At 65.7% G+C, this 16,999-nt stretch carries 16 protein-coding genes; 7 read left to right on the forward strand and 9 right to left on the reverse strand.

Going from position 1 to position 16,999, the window contains the following annotated elements:
- Window positions 1-68: 68 nt before the first annotated feature.
- The 3 genes from A9971_RS17190 to A9971_RS33040 form a co-directional block, all read right to left on the reverse strand.
- Window positions 69-455, reverse strand: a complete 387-nt coding sequence (locus A9971_RS17190) for a hypothetical protein (RefSeq protein ID WP_041120501.1) — start codon at window positions 453-455, stop codon at window positions 69-71.
- Between the two features lie 282 nt (window positions 456-737).
- Window positions 738-1,199, reverse strand: a complete 462-nt coding sequence (locus A9971_RS17195; protein WP_011064375.1) for a hypothetical protein — start codon at window positions 1,197-1,199, stop codon at window positions 738-740.
- Between the two features lie 5 nt (window positions 1,200-1,204).
- Window positions 1,205-2,431, reverse strand: a complete 1,227-nt coding sequence (locus A9971_RS33040) for a PAAR domain-containing protein (protein WP_041120500.1) — start codon at window positions 2,429-2,431, stop codon at window positions 1,205-1,207.
- A 351-nt stretch (window positions 2,432-2,782) separates the two neighbouring features.
- Between A9971_RS33040 and A9971_RS17205 the strand changes: the two genes are divergently transcribed.
- The 6 genes from A9971_RS17205 to A9971_RS17230 all read left to right on the forward strand — a co-directional run bounded on the left by A9971_RS17205 (window position 2,783) and on the right by A9971_RS17230 (window position 10,451).
- Window positions 2,783-3,103, forward strand: coding sequence for a hypothetical protein (locus tag A9971_RS17205; RefSeq protein ID WP_183001271.1), 321 nt, complete (start codon window positions 2,783-2,785; stop codon window positions 3,101-3,103).
- 70 nt (window positions 3,104-3,173) lie between these two features.
- Window positions 3,174-4,076 (forward strand): LysR family transcriptional regulator, encoded by a 903-nt coding sequence (locus tag A9971_RS17210; protein ID WP_011064372.1) that lies wholly within the window; start codon window positions 3,174-3,176, stop codon window positions 4,074-4,076.
- A gap of 126 nt (window positions 4,077-4,202) precedes the next feature.
- Complete coding sequence (locus A9971_RS17215) at window positions 4,203-4,832, forward strand: glutathione S-transferase family protein (protein WP_183001270.1); 630 nt, start codon at window positions 4,203-4,205, stop codon at window positions 4,830-4,832.
- Window positions 4,833-4,855: 23 nt separating this feature from the next.
- Window positions 4,856-6,895 (forward strand): pyridoxamine 5'-phosphate oxidase family protein, encoded by a 2,040-nt coding sequence (locus A9971_RS17220; protein WP_053160538.1) that lies wholly within the window; start codon window positions 4,856-4,858, stop codon window positions 6,893-6,895.
- Between the two features lie 216 nt (window positions 6,896-7,111).
- Entirely contained in the window at window positions 7,112-8,314 is a 1,203-nt protein-coding gene (locus tag A9971_RS17225) for a DUF3142 domain-containing protein (protein ID WP_015637566.1), read from the forward strand.
- Complete coding sequence (locus tag A9971_RS17230) at window positions 8,301-10,451, forward strand: hypothetical protein (protein ID WP_015637565.1); 2,151 nt, start codon at window positions 8,301-8,303, stop codon at window positions 10,449-10,451. The genes A9971_RS17225 and A9971_RS17230 overlap by 14 nt, the downstream gene beginning before the upstream one ends.
- Window positions 10,452-10,624: 173 nt before the next feature.
- Here A9971_RS17230 and A9971_RS17235 read toward each other — a convergent pair whose 3' ends face one another.
- Entirely contained in the window at window positions 10,625-11,239 is a 615-nt protein-coding gene (locus tag A9971_RS17235; protein ID WP_015637564.1) for a LysE family translocator, read from the reverse strand.
- A 159-nt stretch (window positions 11,240-11,398) separates the two neighbouring features.
- Here A9971_RS17235 and A9971_RS17240 point away from each other — a divergent pair, with 159 nt between their 5' ends.
- Window positions 11,399-11,872, forward strand: coding sequence for an Lrp/AsnC family transcriptional regulator (locus tag A9971_RS17240; protein ID WP_011064366.1), 474 nt, complete (start codon window positions 11,399-11,401; stop codon window positions 11,870-11,872).
- A gap of 5 nt (window positions 11,873-11,877) precedes the next feature.
- On the opposite strand, the gene A9971_RS17245 is transcribed toward A9971_RS17240, so the two are convergent.
- From A9971_RS17245 to A9971_RS17265, 5 genes are read right to left on the reverse strand one after another with little or no spacing between them, the layout of a single operon-like run.
- Window positions 11,878-12,810, reverse strand: coding sequence for a phosphatidate cytidylyltransferase (locus tag A9971_RS17245; protein ID WP_041120494.1), 933 nt, complete (start codon window positions 12,808-12,810; stop codon window positions 11,878-11,880).
- A gap of 1 nt (window position 12,811) precedes the next feature.
- Window positions 12,812-13,435, reverse strand: coding sequence for a 1-acyl-sn-glycerol-3-phosphate acyltransferase (locus A9971_RS17250; protein WP_053154751.1), 624 nt, complete (start codon window positions 13,433-13,435; stop codon window positions 12,812-12,814).
- A gap of 9 nt (window positions 13,436-13,444) precedes the next feature.
- Window positions 13,445-13,900 (reverse strand): hypothetical protein, encoded by a 456-nt coding sequence (locus A9971_RS17255; protein WP_015637562.1) that lies wholly within the window; start codon window positions 13,898-13,900, stop codon window positions 13,445-13,447.
- Window positions 13,890-15,236: a phosphatase PAP2/dual specificity phosphatase family protein gene (locus tag A9971_RS17260; RefSeq protein ID WP_183001269.1), complete on the reverse strand. Its 1,347-nt coding sequence runs from the start codon at window positions 15,234-15,236 to the stop codon at window positions 13,890-13,892. The genes A9971_RS17255 and A9971_RS17260 overlap by 11 nt, the downstream gene beginning before the upstream one ends.
- Complete coding sequence (locus tag A9971_RS17265; RefSeq protein ID WP_183001268.1) at window positions 15,236-16,993, reverse strand: bifunctional alpha/beta hydrolase/class I SAM-dependent methyltransferase; 1,758 nt, start codon at window positions 16,991-16,993, stop codon at window positions 15,236-15,238. Before A9971_RS17265 ends, A9971_RS17260 begins: the two co-directional genes overlap by 1 nt.
- Window positions 16,994-16,999: the final 6 nt, after the last annotated feature.

The raw sequence follows: 16,999 nt of genomic DNA on the forward strand, positions 1-16,999 counted from the left end.
CTCGCTCTTGCAACAAGGCGCTCCACATGAGCGCCTTGTTGCATGGGGCAGGTCACATGGCCGCCGGCTCAATTGGGCGCTAGCAGTGAGCGAAAGCGTGAATCGCTGCGGGTTGGGGCCAGGGTGTACAACTGTTCTTTCTTGTCGATCCAGGTGTAGAGCGCGTATTCCTTGTCGTTGTCACCAACGTGTTTGCCCAGGCCATAAACCGAAAGATGACTGCTCGGGGTATTGCCATACGTGTAGAACATTGAGCAGGTGCGGTTACGTTGTTTGTCGCGCCAGGTGTAGTGATGGACAGCTTGATTGCCAATGTACAGGGGCTCGCCATCCACCGTCAGGTTGCCACGATCAAGGCGATCGAAGAGGAAGTTCATGGCTTCGATCTCGAAACCATCATGGTTGAATTGGTCAAGGTTGCCGACCAGCGTGATTGCAGGATTCAAAGTGGGCATATCAGGCCTCTCTCTACTGTGATGGGTTGCCAAATTGGCAAGCCCATCTCAGCGCCATGCCGCTGCCAGCATCAGTAGGAAACAATTCCGCGACGGCATTCGGGGCGATATTTTCTTGGGCCGGCGAGACAGATCTTTAATCTTCACGATCACTCAAGTGATGGTCCTGGATCATCGAAGCTGACACAGCAAGAGGGGAGCCCAGCCAGGCTCCCCTCTTTGTTATTTCCCTTTGCCTGCCTGCAGCGCTCGTCGCTCAGGCGTGGCGGCGCTGAATAGCGCTCAGCGTGAATGCTGTATCGAAACAATGTCGCCAGTCGACGCGTCGATATCCACCCTGAACATTGCCTGGTCACGTTGGCGGCTGAACATGCAGGTAAAGATGCTGGGCGAAACCTGCGGGAACTGCTCGAACCAGCTGTAGATACCTGCCTCGAGCTGGCCATTGATCAGTAACTGGTCGGCAATCCTGATCTGTTGCTGGCGGTCGCCGGAGACCACGTAGAGGGTTGCGGCCACGCCCGTATCGTCATCGTTCCACAGGATGGCCAAGTGTTGCCGATCCGGCACCACGATCGCCAGCAGGCCGCGGCTGTTGACCACGCTCAGGAGCTGTTCCTGCCAGCGCCAGCGAGCCTCGACGACCCGGCAAGGAGACCACCCCAGGGCGATCATCTGGTCCACCGTCATGTTTTCGTCGATGACCTTGCCGTCTTCGCGGATCCGCTCGAAATCACTAATCACAACTTTCACTCCACAGGCAGCACACCAGGCGTGCCGACAATTTTCAGATTCCTGTCACCGACGAACTCCACCTGCTGCACGCCGCCCTTGTAGTTCTCCAGCGGGCCGGTGATACCACTGTGAATCTTTTGCGGTGCGGTGGTTTCGACGGTGATCACATGGGATACGTCTGTCTTGAATCGATCGAGGATCACCAGTTTATCCCGAGCGTAGGCCTGGCTGGGAATCGGCTCGGGGGCGGCGAAACCTCCGAAGGCTTGCTTGCCCTGCATGATGGCTTCGGCCTGGCCCTTGGCGACGACCATCTGGTATTGCCTTCCCGGTGGCACTATTTCGGTCTTGACCTGGGTGCCTTCCAGCCACGCCGGCAAGTTGCCTTCGGCGACCATCGCCTCGTTGACCTGGGCGGCCGTGCGCACCTCGAGCACCTGCGACTGGTTGGCCAGTCGCGCGGCATTGCGTTCGGCGCTCAACTTGGCCATTTTCGGCCCGGCGCCGAGCAGCGCCAGGCCGGCGATACCTTGCAGCAGGTCACGGTAGCCCGGGCCGAGCCGGTCGCCGAGCTGGCCCAGCAACTCCATGCCGCCATAGATCGCGGCCCCCACCGCCACGGTGGTCAGCAGGGCCGCGAGGCCCGCCATGGCGGCCAGCACCAGCGCGCCGGCGGCGGCGACCAGGCCCAGCGCCTCCAGGCCGGTATGCAGCCAGCCCTCGATATCCAGCACGAATTCCACCTGCAGCGTCGGACCGCCGATGAAGGTGTTCGGGCTACCGGACTTGATATGCGCGCCGCAGGTCATCTTGCTGCTCAGTCGCGCCGCCGGCTTGCCGTTGATGTACACGGTAGCGCTGCCTTCGGCGATGGTGACCGGGAAGGGCCAGGGGGGATGCGCCACGGGAAAGCCGGTACAGGAACTGGACACGTCCTCGCCGGCACGCATGGCATTGCGCAAGTTGACGAATACGTTGGGACTGCCCCTTATGAGTTCACCGGTGGTTGGCTCGGGCAGATCGAAGATGGTCGACAGTCCCTTCACCAGCTGGAACATCGACAGGCCACCGGCGGCGACCGAACCCGCCAGGATCACCACCGCCAGGCCGCCTGTTGCCGCGGTCGCCGCAATGATGGCCGCGCCAATGAGAGCGCCTGCGACCGCGCCGGCGAGCATGGCAGCAACTCCGAATCCATGGGCGATGTCGTCGCCCAACCGCGCTGCGGCCTGTACATCCATGCTGAGACTCCGCCTGCGATGCGATACGCATCTTCCCTGGGGCCAGTGGGTGGCCCGAGCGGCGGATTATCAAAGAGTAACCAGGGGCGCGGCAAGAGCTGAAAGGCAGTCTGTCGTCACAGGGGACCACTCGCGCTTCACGCCGCCGGCGGGAAGGAACCAAACGGCTGGGGTGCACCCTTGTCCTTGCTCGCCTGTCCGCGTTGGATCTTCGAAAAACAATTGAAATCAGGGCGTTATTTTTGTGCGACAGTTTTGGTTCTGCGAATCCACTGCGAGTGCCAGTGGACGCCCCGGCGAATCCCGACTTGTGCACAGGCCGGAATTTTTTATCGCGCTAATGGAAAACCAATGACACTTCGCCTGATTCATGGATGGATGATCGTTCTGATGGTGGCTGTCCTGGGGCTGGGAGTCCTGACCCCAGTGCTCTCCAACAGCCTCTTGCTGCTGATGGACCGGGCCAATTTCATTCCTGCTGAATCGTCCATCTGGACCTTTGAACCGACCCTGATCAACCAGGGTTCCTCTTCCTATTGGCTATACGGTGAAGATCAGCAGTACTACTTCTATTTTTCCTACGCCCAAGACCAACCTTACCGGTTGATTGCCAGAACCAACCGTTGCCCCGGATTCGACAAGCACGAGGTGCAGACCTGGTGCGCTCCCTGACGTCGTGGCCGTGGATTATGCTGCGCGTGCGGGGCGCCTGTCGGGCGGGCGCTGCCAGGTGAGATAAGACATGGACAGGTTTCAGGAAATGCAGGTGTTCGTCTGTGTCGCCCAGGAGCAGGGGTTCGCCGCGGCTGCGCGGCGCCTTAACCTGTCGGCGGCCAGCGTCACCCGGGCCGTGGCAGCCCTCGAACAGCGCATCGGCACCCAGTTGCTGGTACGCACCACCCGCAAGGTGCACCTGAGCGAAGCCGGGCAACGTTATCTGGAGGACTGCCGACGCATTCTCGCCGAGGTGCAGGATGCCGAGGCCTCGGCCGCCGGCATCCACGCCCAGCCACGGGGGCAACTGAGCCTGACTGCGCCGGTGCTGTTCGGCGATCTGTTCGTCACCCCGCTGCTGGTGCGTTACCTGCAACGTTATCCACAGGTCAGCATCAACGCCTTGCTGGTGGACCGAGTGGCGAACATGGTGGATGAAGGCATCGATGTGGCGGTGCGCATCGGCGAATTGCCGGACAGCGGCCAGCACAGCATCCGAGTAGGCCAGGTGCGCCGGGTGGTCTGTGCAGCCCCCGGATTCCTGGCGGCCCATGGTTGCCCCCAGCACCCCGATGACCTGCGCCAGGCTCCGCTGATTGCGCCATCCTCCACCGGCCAGGCGCGCCACTGGCAATTCAACGACGCCGGGCGCGCTCTGAGCCTGCGCCCGGAACCGCGGCTGCTGGTGAGCGCCAACCAGGCCGCCATCAGTGCCGCCTGCCTGGGGCTGGGCCTGACCCGGGTGCTGTCCTATCAGGTGGCCGATCAGGTCGCTGCCGGCCAGTTGCAGATCGTGTTGGCGGATTTCGAGCTGCCGCCCTTGCCGATCCACGTGGTGTACCAGGGCGGTCGCAAGGCGCCGGCGCGGGTACGCAGCTTTGTCGATTTCGCCGTGCAGGCCCTGCGCGAGCATCCATCGCTCAATACTTGATCAGCTTTATTGCGCTGGCTGAAATGCCGGATTGCGATTTCTGGTGATTCTGTTGTTTTGCGTCATGGACCAAGATGGCCCTGCCAGCGCGGCCCTTCGACCGCGTCCCAGCCTGCGGAGTCGAGCATGTCCCTGCTTCCCATCAAGTTCTACAACTTTCCCCGGTCCGGCCACGCTCACCGCGTCGAGCTGATGCTGTCGCTGCTGGACCTGCCTACCGAAACCATCTTTGTCGACCTGGCCCAGGGTGCCCACAAGCAGCCCGAATTCCTGGCCCTCAACGCCTTTGGCCAAGTACCGGTGATCGATGACCAGGGCACGGTGCTGGCGGACTCCAACGCGATCCTGGTGTACCTGGCGCAACGCTATGGCAGCGGCCGCTGGTTGCCCACCGACCCGGTGGGCGCGGCGCAGGTACAGCGCTGGTTGTCGGTGGCGGCGGGGCCGATCGCCTTCGGTCCGGCGGCGGCGCGACTGATCACGGTGTTCGGCGCCACCTTCAATGCCGAGGAGGTCATTGCCCGCGCCCACGGCCTGCTCAAGGTCATGGACCAGGAACTGGCGAACCGGCCGTTCCTGGTGGGTGAACAGGCGACCATCGCTGACGTCGCCGGCTACAGCTATATCGCCCACGCGCCGGAGGGCAACGTGTCCCTGGCCGATTATCCCAACGTGCGGGCCTGGCTGGCGCGGATCGAGGCCTTGCCGGGCTTCGTGCCCATGCCGTCCACGGCGGCGGGGCTCAAAAGCACCTGAGGCGCACCTGCGGAGGCAGCACCATGAGCAGCAGTTCCCCCTGGCATGCCGGCGAGCGGCAGTTGCAGGCCCGGGCCGGAGTGGCCGAGCGCATGGAGGCCTTTGGCACCAAGGTGATCCGCCAGGCGATGCCGGATCAGCACCGGCAGTTCTACGGGCAGTTGCCGTTCATCCTGGTGGGCGCGGTGGATGCCCAGGGCAACCCCTGGGCGAGCATTCTCGAAGGCCCGCCCGGTTTCGCCCAGGCCCCCGAGGCGACCCGGCTGCGCCTGGGCAGCCTGCCGGCCGCCGACGACCCCGTGCAGTTGCAGGAAGGTGCGGCCCTGGGCTTGCTGGGCATTGAACTGCACACCCGGCGGCGCAACCGCCTCAATGGCCGGGTCAGTGCTGTGGACCGCCACGGCTTCAGCGTGACGGTGCAACAGGCGTTCGGCAATTGCCCGCAATACATCCAGCAGCGCGAGCTGCAGCAGGTGCCCTTGAGCGACCCCGCCAGCCGGCCGGCACAGTATCGCGACGGCCTGGATCCTGAGGCTCGGGCCCTGATCGGTGGCGCCGACACTTTCTTTGTCGCCAGCTACGTCGACCTGGACGGCCAGCGCTCGGTGGATGTGTCCCACCGTGGCGGCCAGGCCGGGTTCGTCCGGGTCGAGGGCAATTGCCTGACCATCCCGGATTTTGCCGGCAACCTGCACTTCAACACCCTGGGCAACCTGCTGCTCAACCCCCGGGCCGGCTTGTTGTTCATCGACTTTCACAGCGGTGAGTTGCTGCAGCTCAGCGGCCGCACCGAAATCATCCACGACGGGCCGCTGGTCAAGGCCTTCCAGGGCGCCGAGCGGTTGTGGCGCTTTACCGTGGAGCGGCTGGTACGGCGCCCGGCGGCGCTGTCCCTGCGTTGGCAGTTGCAGGGTTTTTCCCCCAACAGCCTGCTGACCGGCAGTTGGCCGCAAGCCGAGGCTCGGCTGCGCGCCACGGCCCTGGGCCAGCAGTGGCGGCCATTGCGGGTGACCCGGATCGAGGACGAAAGCAGCAGCATTCGCTCCTTCTACCTGGAGCCGGCGGATGCAGCCGGCGCCCCGAGCTTTGTGCCCGGCCAGCACCTGCCCGTGCAGGTCGTGCTCGACGGCCAGCCGCTGATTCGCACCTACAGCCTGTCCAGCGCGCCTTCCGATGATTTTCTGCGTATCAGCGTCAAGCGCGAGGGCCAGGTTTCCCGCCACCTGCATCAGGCACTCAAGGTCGGCGACTTGCTGCAGGCCCGCGCCCCACAGGGGCGTTTCACTGCCGATGCGCTGTCGTCACAGCCACTGGTGCTGCTGGCGGCCGGGGTCGGCATCACACCGTTGCTGTCGATGCTGCGGGAGGTGCTGTACCAGGGCCTGCGCACCCGGCATACCCGGCCCACCTGGTTGATCCAGGGTTCGCGCACGCTTGCCGAGCAACCCTTTGCCAAGGAGCTGCAAACCCTGCTGGCGCAGGCTGGGGATTCAGTGCGGCTGCTGCGCCTGCTCAGCCAGCCGGAAGCCGGGGCCCGGCCGGGTGCTGGCTTCGATCATTGCGGGCGCATCGATGTGCAACTGCTGCTGGCGCAACCGGACCTGGATCTTGACCGCGCAGACTTCGTGCTCTGCGGCCCCGGGGCCTTTACCCAGGGCCTGTACGACAGCCTGCGGGACCTGGATATCGACGACCGGCAGATCCATGCCGAAACCTTCGGCCCTTCGACCCTGCGCCGCCGGCCGGACCCCGAGGCCGTGCCCTTTGCCCAACCGCCTGCCGCCACCCGGGCCGTGGCGGTGCGGTTCCAGCAGGCCGGCCGGGAGCTGTCCTGGGAGCCGGCCAGCGGCAGCCTGCTGCAACTGGCGGAGAGTGCCGGCCTGCATCCGCCATTCAGTTGCCGTGGCGGCTCCTGCGGCACTTGCCAGACTCGGTTGATCAGCGGCCAGGTGAATTATCCACAGGTGCCTGCACAGTTACCGGATCCGGGGCAGGTACTGATCTGCTGCGCGGTGCCGGCGGCTGTGGATAACCTGGTGCCAGCGTTGGTGCTGGACCTGTAGAAGCGGGAAAAACTCCTTGCGGCGATTGCTGCCAACCGCGCTGCTGCGTAGGCTGGCGGCTGCTTTGTCGCAGTAGCTGCGGGTTGTAAGTGAGGGGGGAAGGCCCTGCGGTTCTTTTCGCTGCCTCGCGGGCCCGGCAGCGGCTACAGGCGATGTCGATCAGGTGTATGGCGCCCGGTATTCCGGGGCTTTTGCGTTAAAGGGAATCAACGATTCATGCTCCCCCGGTTTTTGCTCCGTCTTTGCGCCGTGCTGGTCTGCGGGCTGCTGCTCAATGCCTGTCGTCATGAAGAGGGGCCGCCCCTGGATCAGCAGCTCTATATCTGGCAACGCCAGTGGACCCCGGCCCACGCCGACGCCCTGGCAGGCTCGCGGGCGGACTTTTCCACCGTCCGGGTGCTGGCCCTGCAGGCTTTTCCACAGGCCGGCTGGAGCCGGGCGCGGATCGACGCCGCCTTGCTCAAGCAAGACGGTCGCCCACTGATTGCGGTGGTGCGCCTGGATGGCCAACTGCCGTCCCTGAACCAGGACGACATCCTCCAGCAGGTGCAGCAACTGCTGGCCGACTGGCAAGGGCAGGGCCTGACCCTGGCCGGCCTGGAGATCGACCACGACGCCGGCAGCGCCCGGCTGCCGGCCTATGCCGGGCTCCTGCGGCGGCTGCGCGAGGTGCTGCCGCAGCAACTGGCCCTTAGCATCACCGCGCTGCCCGCCTGGCTCGACAGCCGCGAGTTGCCCGGGCTGCTGGCTCAGGTCGACAGCAGCGTGCTCCAGGTACATGCGGTCAGCGACCCCCGGCGCGGGCTGTTCGACCCGCACCAGGCTGAACAATGGGCCAGGCGCTGGGCTGGGGTCAGCGACAAGCCGTTCTACCTGGCCCTGCCTGCCTACGGCGTGGCCTTGCTGCCCGGCACCGCCCAGGCTCCAGTGGTGGAAAGCGAGGCGCCCATTGCGCGCCGGGGCCAGCGTCGGGAGCTGATGGCCGACCCCGAGCAACTGAGCCAACTGGCCAAGACCCTGCGCAATGATCCGCCGGCCCATCTGGCCGGGCTGATCTGGTTTCGCCTGCCGCTCAAGGGCGATGTCCGCGCCTGGAGCCTGGATACCCTGCGCGCGGTGGCCCGTGGAGACGTGCTGGACAGCCGCTTGGGCATCAGCCTGCAGGAGCAGGACGGTCTCTTCGATATCCGCTTGGACAACCCGGGCAATCTCGACCGCCCTTTGCCTGAACAACTGACCCTGGCCGTTGCCCAATGCGACGGATTCGACGGGCTGGGCGGTTATGCCGCCGAGCTGCGTGACGGCCAGCTGCTATTGACCCGCCAGCAGGCCGGCCGTCTGGCGGCGGGCGGCACCCGGGCCGTGGGCTGGGCCCGCTGTACAAAAATTGACCAAGGAGCTGCACATGTTCGTCCCTAGATCCCGCTACCTGCTGTGCCTGAGCCTGTGCCTGCCCTTGGCCCCGGCCTTGGCGTGCGGCCCGACCTTTCCCATGCGCCTGCTGGGGGATCGCCCGCAGACCCTGGCGCAGTTGCCGGAAGGCAGTTTCCTGTTCGAGGTCAGCCGCCTGGGCAAGCCCATCGTCGGGCTCAAGCCAGTCGTCCAGGATGGCTTCAGCCGCGATTACAACCTGCCTGAAAGCTATGAGGTGCAGGAGCGTAACTGGGCCGAACAGCAAGGGCTGGACGACGCCCAGAAAACCCTGGTCAGGCAGTTGCGCACGCTCAATGACCCGCGCCTGGCGGAGCAGCAAGGGGCCAGCCTGCCGCCGGAGATCAACCTCTACACCGCGGGCGCGGTGGCCTTCAGCGCCGGGGATCACGAGCGGGCGGCAGAGTATTTCCGCAAGGTGCTGGCGCTGCCCGCCGAGCAGCGGGCGCTGCGCAGTACCTGGGCCGCCTATTCCCTGGGCCGGGCCCTGCAAGCCATCAGTGAAGAAGCCAACGAGCTGGATGATCAGGGGCGCAGCGACACTTTGCTGGCGGCGCGCCAGGCGTTCGCCCAGACCCGCCAATTGAATATCGACGGCTTCAGCGACCCCCTGGAACTGGGCATCGCCAGCCTGGGGGAAGAGGCGCGCATTCTGAAGAACCAGAACCACTGGAGCGAGGCCATCGACCTGTATGCCAGCCAGAACCTGATGGGTTCGGACGTCGGCTACAGCTCGCTGAAGCAGGTGGTGGGGGAGTTGGGCGGCCTGTCGGACGCGCAGTTGCGCGAGCAGCTCAAGCAGCCTTCGGTGGCGCGCTTGCTCACCGCTTCGCTGGTCTCGCACCTGGGCTGGTCCTTCGGCGAACGGCCGGAATCCGAGGTGAAACTGATCAAGCTGCTGAGCCAGGGCACCGCCGGCACTTTCGACAACGCCGACCGCCTGGCGGCGCTGAATTACCAGAACGGCGATTTCGTCACCACCCAGCAGTTGCTCGAACATGCCGGCGACGGCGGCCTGGCCTGGTGGCTGCGGGCCAAGATGGCCGTGCGCAACGGCGACAAGGTGGCGGCTGCCGCGGCCTATGCCAAGGCCGCCGCGGCTTTCCCCCGGGAAGAGAGCTGGGGCTTTCGCGGTGATTACGACGGCAACTACGAAGACCTCAAGCCGGGCTGCCGGGTAGAAGGCGAAAGCGCCGTGCTGGCCCTGGACCGTGGCGACTATGTGCAGGCGTTCGAGCTGCTCTACCGCAGTGGCGACATTTACTGGCACGACGCGGCAACCGTGGCTGAGCGGGTGCTGACCCTGGATGAACTCAAGCATTTCGTCGACACCCAGGTTCCGGCGCCGCCGCTCGTCCCCCAGCAGCCCGATGCCTACTACGAGAGCCTGCCGATTGCCGCCCAGGTGCGCGAACTGCTGGGCCGGCGGCTGTTGCGCGAGGGCCGCTACGAAGAGGGCTGGGGCTACTTCTACACCCCCGAGCGCCAGGCTATCGCCAAGGCCTACGGCGAGTACCGGCGCAGCGCCGAGTCGGCCTGGCTGCCAACACGGCGAGCCGAGGCCTATTACCAGGCGGGCAAGCTGGCACGGGCTTCGGGGATGGAGATCCTCGGCTACGAGATGGGTCCGGACTACCACAGCCTGTGGGGCAGCTACAGCCTGGAAATCCCTCCGGTACAGGCCGGCCCGCTGATCAGTGCCGACGAAGTGCAGCGCCAGCAGGCCACCACTGCCGAACCCGATGTGCGCTACCACTATCGCTACGTGGCCGGCGAGCTGGGCAACCAGGCGGCGGACTTCCTGCCCCACACCAGCCAGGCCTATGCCGCGGTGCTGTGCAAGGCGGCGCGCTGGACCCGGGGCAGCGATGCCGAGATCGAGTACTACCGGCGCTATGTGCAGAACGGTCCCTTTGTGGAGTGGGCCGGCAACTTCGGCATGAACTGTGAGGAACCGGACTTCGGCAGCGCCAACAAGCGCTACCTGACCCAGTGGCTGGACGCATCCCGTTCCGCGGTGGCCGAGCACAGGCTGGCTGCCGGCGCCGGTGCCGGCGTGCTGCTGTTGGGGGCGGCCTACCTGTTCCGACGCCGCCGCGCGGTGTCCTCGCACAAGGCGACATAAAAGCGTGCCCAGGATCCTGTAGCCGCTGCGGCAGGCTGCGTACGAGCTGGGCGGCACTCCGACGCAGCGGTCGCGGCGATTTCTGGGGCGAACATTTTGCCGGGGATCGCCAGGCAAGGTCCTGCGGACCTTCGCGCAGCTTCGCCGAGGCTCGGCAGCGGCAACAGGTGCCGTCAGGCCTGCTGGACGAACGTCAGGCGCAGGGCGAAGCCGATCAGCAGGCTGCCGAACAGCCATTGCTGCACTCGTTGCGCCGACGGGCTGCGCTGCATCCAGCGGCCCAGCCCGGCACCGGCCAGGGCGTAGCAGCAGTCGAACAGGCCGCCCACGGCCACCAGCAGCACCCCCAGGGTCATGAATTGCGGGACCACCGCACCGGCCTGGGGATCGACGAACTGCGGCAGCAGTACCGAACAAAACAGCAATGCCTTGGGGTTCAGCAGGTTGGTCAACAGGCCGCGCTGGATCGCCTCGCGCCAGCGCAGGGGCGTGGCTGCGGCGGTGCCGGGCTCAAGGTTGGGCAACAGGTTCGCCCGCAGGCACTGGATACCAATCCACAACAGGTAGGCGGCGCCCGCCAGGCGTACCAGGTCGAAGGTCCAGGGCGCGGCCTTGAACAGCGCCGCCAGGCCCAGCGCGGCCAGGGCCACATGGCAGCCGCGGGACAGGGCCAGGCCCAGCGCGGTGGCCAGAGCCTGGGCCTTGCCCTGGCGGGCGCCGGTTTGCAGCAGCAGGATCATGTCGGGGCCGGGCAGCAGGTAGACCACCGCCAGAGCCAGGAAATACATCCACAGTTGCGCCACCTTACACCCCCTTCGTTGTCGAGTCGGTGCGCCCAGTTTAGGGCCACAGGCCAGGGCAGGTGCTTGCGTAATCAACCAACGGGAAAGCTGAAATTGGCATAATGTTCCACTAATGAACGGAATCACCATCTGGATATGCCAAACATGAAACTTGATGCCTATGACCGCAAGATCCTCGCCGCGCTGCAGCGCGATGGTCGCCTGAGCAACGTGCAACTGGCCGAAGAGATCGGCCTGTCGCCGTCACCCTGCCTGCGCCGGGTGCGCATGCTGGAAGAGGCCGGGGTGATCCGTGGCTACCAGGCCACCCTGGACCGCGACGAGGTGGGCCTGGGGCTGACCGTGTTCGTCGGGGTCAAGGTGGAGCGACACAACGATGCCGAGGCCGAAGCCTTCCGCCAGGCGGTATTGCAGTTGCCGGAGGTGATCTCGGCGTTCCTGGTATCGGGTGAATCGGATTTCCTGCTGCAAGTGGTGGTCCCGGACCTGCGTGGCTATGACCGCTTTCTGACTGGCCACTTGCTGAAGATCCCCGGGGTCAGCGACATCCGCAGCAACTTCGCAATTCACACGGTGAAAACCCCGGGGCCCCTGCCATTGGGGCATCTACCGGGCTGAAGGGTTCAGGTCCACCAGTAGCGCACCAGGTGGAAGAAGATCGGCGCGGCGAAACACACCGAATCCAGGCGATCGAGCATGCCGCCGTGGCCCTCGATCATGTGCCCCCAGTCCTTGACCCCGCGATCGCGCTTGATCGCCGACATGACGATGCCGCCGGCAAAGCCCAGCAGGTTGATCAGCAGGGCGATGAGGAACGACTGCCAGACATTGAACGGGGTGATCCAGAACAGCGCCCCACCGATCATCGAAGCCAGCAGGATGCCGCCGACAAAGCCTTCCACGGTCTTGGACGGCGACAGGTTGGGGGCGATCTTGCGCTTGCCGAAGAGTTTTCCACAGACGTACTGCAGCACGTCCGAGAGCTGCACCACGATCACCAGGTAAGCGATCAGCAGCAGGTTGCGGCCTTCATAGCCGGCGATGTCCAGGGTCAGCAGGGCGGGCACGAAGGACACGCAGAACACCGCGATCATCAGCCCCCACTGGACCTTGGAGGCACGCTCCAGGAAGTGCGTGCTGTCGCCACCGAGCGACGCGAGGATCGGCAGCAGCAGGAACACGTAGACCGGAATGAAGATCGAGAACAGCCCGTACCAGTCGGAGTAGATCAGCAGGTATTGCAGGGGCAGGGCCAGGTAGAAGGCCGCCACCAGGGCCGGGTAGTCGCTGCGCCGGGTCGGGGTCAGGGTGAGGAACTCGCGCAGGGCGTAGAACGACACCGCATAGAACAGCAGGATCACCGCCGCGGTGCCGAGCCAGAAGGCGATACCGATCACCAGCACCATCACCCACCAGGCATTGATCCGCGCATTGAGGTTGTCGATCACCGGGTTGGGCGCGCCACGGGTGCGCCACTGGAGGATGAAACCGACCAGTGAGGCCAGTACCAGAATGGCGCCGATGCCGCCGAATAACATCAGGGTCTGCTTATCCATCTCAGGCGTGCTCCGGGGCCAGGGCCAGCAGCGCGGCGCGGCTGCGTTCGAGGAAGTGTTCCTTGGTTTCGTCTTCTTCCACGGTCAGGGGGGCGCCGAAACTGGTGGTGCACAGCAGCGGCAGGGGCAGGAAGCGGCCCTTGGGCATGACCCGGTTGAGGTTGGCGATCCACACCGGAATTACCTCAACCTGTGGATAACGTTTGGCCAGGTGGTAGATCCCGCTCTTGAACGGCAGCAGGCCTTCTTCGGGGTTGCGCGTGCCTTCCGGGAAGATGATCAGCGAGTCGCCGTTCTCCAGGGCATCGATCATCGGTTGCAGGGGGTTGTTATCCACAGCCTCCTTGCGCTCGCGGTCGATCAGCACGCCGTTGAACACCCGATTGATGATGTAGCGGCGCAGGTTGCTTTTCTGCCAGTAGTCGGCGCCGGCCACGGGCCGCGTCAGTTTGCGCAGGGCCGGCGGCAGGGAGGCCCAGAGCAGTACGAAGTCGCCGTGGCTGCTGTGGTTGGCGAAGTAGATCCGCTGCACCGCGCGCGGTGCCGAGCCCAGCCACAGGCTGCGGGCGCCGGTGATGCTGCGGGCGGCGGAGGTGATGAGATTGGCGACCAGGGGTTCGAACATGGGCATTCCTTATCCGGCAAAGGTCAGCCAGGGGCTGACCAGGATCACGCTCAGTATCACCAGCACTTGTGCTGCCAGCAGTAATGCCTGGCGGCGCAGCAGGCCCAGGGCCCCGCGGCTGCGTTGGTCCCAGGGCCGGCCGCCGCGCTGCGCGGGTTGCAGGCCGAGGGCGCTCAGGGCCTGGTCCAGGGCCTGGGTACTGTGTTCCAGGGTAGTTGGGGCGTCGGCCACGCGTTGAAACAGGTCGGCGTCGAAGGCTACCCGCAGCGCCAGGTACTTTTCCACAAGCCCCAGCAGCACCAGGGCCAGGCTGACCAGCAGCCCGCCCAGGGTGACGCTGGTCAGCAGGTACTGGCCCAGGCCATACAGCGCTCCGAGCAGGGTCAGGCCTGTGGATAACTGATCCAGGGCGCGGCCCCGGCGCAGCAGGCTGGCCACGCTGTAGAGCTGCATTTCAGTGGACATGGGCCGTTCTCCCGGCGCTGCTCAGGGCTTGCAGCGCCTGGCGGTGGGCGGGGTGCAGGACGATCTGCGGGCGGGCCCGCTGGATCTGCACGATGGCGGCATCCACCGTGGCTGCGCGGCCGCTGTGCAGCAGCCAGGCGGCAATCGCCGTGGCGCTGCGCGAATAACCCAGGGCGCAGCACACCAGCAGCGGCCCTTGCTGGCGCAGGCGTTCGATGGCGTGGGCGGCGGCCAGGCACTGCTCGGCACTGGGGGCACACAGGTCCAGCACCGGCAGGCTCTGGTAGGCCCGCAGCCCGCGGCTGTCCAGGGACAGCTCGGCGCACAGGTCGAGCACGGCGTCGAACGGGCTGTCCTTGAGCTCGGCCGGTGTCGGCAGGCGCCCGAGCCAGACGTTATCCACAACCGGGTCCGGCTGTGGATGTTTTCTTGTCCACAGCCGCGAGTTGATCCAGGCCGCCGCCAGGTAAGGCGCCTGCAACCAGCGTGTAGCGGGGCTGAGGCTGCCGTCCTGGCGCTTCTGGAACCCCTCGGCACCCAGCAGGGCGTAGTTCAAGGCCACCAGCAACAGCGCCACGGCGGGCCAGATCAGCCACAGCGCGGCGCCGCCCCAGGCAAAGGCTGCCCCGGCGAACAGCGCCGCACCCAGGCCATAGCGCAGGGCCAGCTGGCGGCGCTTCGGGTCCTGGGCCGCACGGGCACTGAACACTGGGCTGGGACGGTCCAGCGGCCATAGCCAGACACACAGCCAGCCGGCCAGGGCGCCTGTGGGTACATCGATGAAGTGGTGTTGATAAGTGCTCAGCACCGAGACCCCGATCAGCGCGAACCAGCCATGCACCAGCCAGCGCCAGAAGCCCTGGGTATGCCGTGCGTAGCAGACCCAGAGCACCACCAGCAGGGCGATGTGCAGAGACGGCGCCTGGTTGAAGGGCTTGTCGAAGCCGGCCAGCACCGCGAACAGCCAGCCGAAAACCCCGTCCAGTTCCGGCCGGGAGAAGGTGAAGCTCAATGGCCAGAGCAGGAAGCAACTGACCGCGATCACCTGGGCGGTGAGCAGGCGCAGGGCGTGGCGCTTGAGCTCGTCACGGCTGCGCGGCAACAGCAGGGAGAAGCCGTAGAGCAGGTCGATGGACCAGTAGGGCACGATGGTCCAGGCCCAGAACGGCATGTGCCGTTCCCAGTCGAAGACCATGCTGCCGACGTCGTCGCGCTGGGCGGTGACCCAGGTGGCGAAGCCGTAGGTGCTGAAGAACAGCGGTGCCAGCAACAGCAGCCAGAGCACTGCGGGTTTCAGCAGGCCCGGCTCCCGGGCCGGCAAGGCGCCTGCGGCCATCATTGCACCCGTTGCGCCAGGGATACGCTGAAGATCCCCCATTCATCCACACGCATGGTGACCTTGCGAAAGCCGGCGGCCTCCACCAGTTGGTCCATCTCCGCCTGGGTGCGGCGGCGCATGACCCAGGCCTGGCCTTCGCGGTGGCTGGTCAGGGCGCGGGCGATCAGTTCCAGCTGCGGGTGCCACGGCTGGCCGGTGTACACCAGGTAGCCGCCGGGCTCCACGGCACTGGCCAGGCCCGCCAGGGAGCCGCCGACCATCTGGTTGTCGGCGAACAGCTCATAGAGCCCGGAGACCACTGCGAGGGTGGGTTTCGGGTCCAGGGCTGCGAGGTCCTCGCGGTCGAAGGCGTTGCCTTTGACGAAGCGGGCGATGTCCCCCAGGCCTTTTTCCTGGATCAGCGCACTGCCGTCGCGCACGTTGATATCGCTGTAGTCGCGCAGCAGGATCGATTCCGGCAGCGGGCTGACCCCTTGCAGGGCTTCGAGGATGTAGCGGCCGTGGCCGGCGGCGATATCGACGATGCGCACTTCGCTGTTTTGCTCACGGAGTTTTTCCATGGCCAGGCGCAGCAGTTCTTCCACATGCAGCTTGCGCTGGCGGATGCCGCGCCAGCCGATGGAGTTCAGGTAGTTCTGGTCGATCATCCGGCCCAGTGCGGAATGCCCGGTGGGGCGGTTGCGGTAGACGTAGTCCAGGGTGCTGCCGGAGTCGAAACCGGTGTCGAAGCCCAGCTTGACCCCCGCCGACAGCTGGCTGCCCAGGCGCATGCTGGAGCGGGTGGCGCGCCAGTACAGGTCGCGCAGGGAATTGTGCGGCAGCGGCGCGGCCAGGGCTTCGGACTCGGCGCAGGTAACGCCCAGGCGGTCGGCGTCCAGCAGGGCAGGGCGGTTCAGCGGGCGCTCGAAATTCTGCAGGATGAAGCGACGGATGCTGGCCATGGCCGGCGCCCGGTTCTTTTCCCCCAGGGTGTCGTGGAAGAAGCCCGGGAGGATGTGCTTTTCCTTGTGCAGGCTGCCCAGGCGCTCGAAGAACTGCTCCTGGGGCTTGCGATGCACCACGAAGTCGGAGCCGGAGATCAGCAACTGGGTCGGCACCTGGATCGCCTGGGCGTCGGCTACCACCCGGTCTGCCGCTTCATACAGGCCCAGCAGTACATTCACCGAGATCGCCTTGGTGATCAGCGGGTCGCTGTCATAGCTGCGGACCCGCTCCGGGTCGTGGCTCAGGAAGCGCGCCTTGACGTAGCTGTTGACGAAGAAGTTGCCACGAAAGCGCCGCATCAGGGCCAGGCCGGGCCGGGCGAAGGGCACGTACAGCTTGACCTTGAACGCCGGCGAGGCCAGCACCAGGGAGCGGATGCGCGGCGCGTAGTCGTGGACCCAGGTGGACGCGATCACCGCGCCCACGCTCTGGGCCACCACAGCGATGTTTTCCTCGGCGATCCCGTGGGCGCTGCCCAGGTGATCACAGAAGGTCTGCACGTCGCGCACGCTGGTAGCGAAGCTCGGGCTGTCGCCACGGGCGCCCGGCGACTGGCCATGGCCACGGGCGTCCCAGGCGAAGAAATCGAACTGGGGCAGGTTCAGCTCTTCCACCAGGTGGGCAATGCGCCCGGAGTGTTCGTGACCGCGGTGGAACAGCATCACCGCTTGCCGCGGTTCGCCAGGGGCCACTTCAGTGGCGGGCCAGTGGCGGTAGAACAGTTCGACACCGTCATGGGTTCGGAACGTCTGGTGTTGAGCGTCGCGCATAGCCAT

The sequence above is a fragment of the Pseudomonas sp. UME65 genome, assembly GCF_014170225.1.
Lineage (GTDB): Bacteria > Pseudomonadota > Gammaproteobacteria > Pseudomonadales > Pseudomonadaceae > Aquipseudomonas > Aquipseudomonas protegens.

Excerpts from the sequence above, each read along its gene's own strand:
- A9971_RS17190 (WP_041120501.1), bottom strand. The coding sequence starts at position 455 with ATGCCCACTTTGAATCCTGCAATCACGCTGGTCGGCAACCTTGACCAA.
- A9971_RS33040 (WP_041120500.1), bottom strand. The coding sequence starts at position 2,431 with ATGGATGTACAGGCCGCAGCGCGGTTGGGCGACGACATCGCCCATGGA.
- A9971_RS17205 (WP_183001271.1), top strand. The coding sequence starts at position 2,783 with ATGACACTTCGCCTGATTCATGGATGGATGATCGTTCTGATGGTGGCT.
- A9971_RS17210 (WP_011064372.1), top strand. The coding sequence starts at position 3,174 with ATGGACAGGTTTCAGGAAATGCAGGTGTTCGTCTGTGTCGCCCAGGAG.
- A9971_RS17215 (WP_183001270.1), top strand. The coding sequence starts at position 4,203 with ATGTCCCTGCTTCCCATCAAGTTCTACAACTTTCCCCGGTCCGGCCAC.
- A9971_RS17220 (WP_053160538.1), top strand. The coding sequence starts at position 4,856 with ATGAGCAGCAGTTCCCCCTGGCATGCCGGCGAGCGGCAGTTGCAGGCC.
- A9971_RS17225 (WP_015637566.1), top strand. The coding sequence starts at position 7,112 with ATGCTCCCCCGGTTTTTGCTCCGTCTTTGCGCCGTGCTGGTCTGCGGG.
- A9971_RS17230 (WP_015637565.1), top strand. The coding sequence starts at position 8,301 with ATGTTCGTCCCTAGATCCCGCTACCTGCTGTGCCTGAGCCTGTGCCTG.
- A9971_RS17235 (WP_015637564.1), bottom strand. The coding sequence starts at position 11,239 with ATGTATTTCCTGGCTCTGGCGGTGGTCTACCTGCTGCCCGGCCCCGAC.
- A9971_RS17240 (WP_011064366.1), top strand. The coding sequence starts at position 11,399 with ATGAAACTTGATGCCTATGACCGCAAGATCCTCGCCGCGCTGCAGCGC.
- A9971_RS17245 (WP_041120494.1), bottom strand. The coding sequence starts at position 12,810 with ATGGATAAGCAGACCCTGATGTTATTCGGCGGCATCGGCGCCATTCTG.
- A9971_RS17250 (WP_053154751.1), bottom strand. The coding sequence starts at position 13,435 with ATGTTCGAACCCCTGGTCGCCAATCTCATCACCTCCGCCGCCCGCAGC.
- A9971_RS17255 (WP_015637562.1), bottom strand. The coding sequence starts at position 13,900 with ATGTCCACTGAAATGCAGCTCTACAGCGTGGCCAGCCTGCTGCGCCGG.
- A9971_RS17260 (WP_183001269.1), bottom strand. The coding sequence starts at position 15,236 with ATGGCCGCAGGCGCCTTGCCGGCCCGGGAGCCGGGCCTGCTGAAACCC.
- A9971_RS17265 (WP_183001268.1), bottom strand. The coding sequence starts at position 16,993 with ATGCGCGACGCTCAACACCAGACGTTCCGAACCCATGACGGTGTCGAA.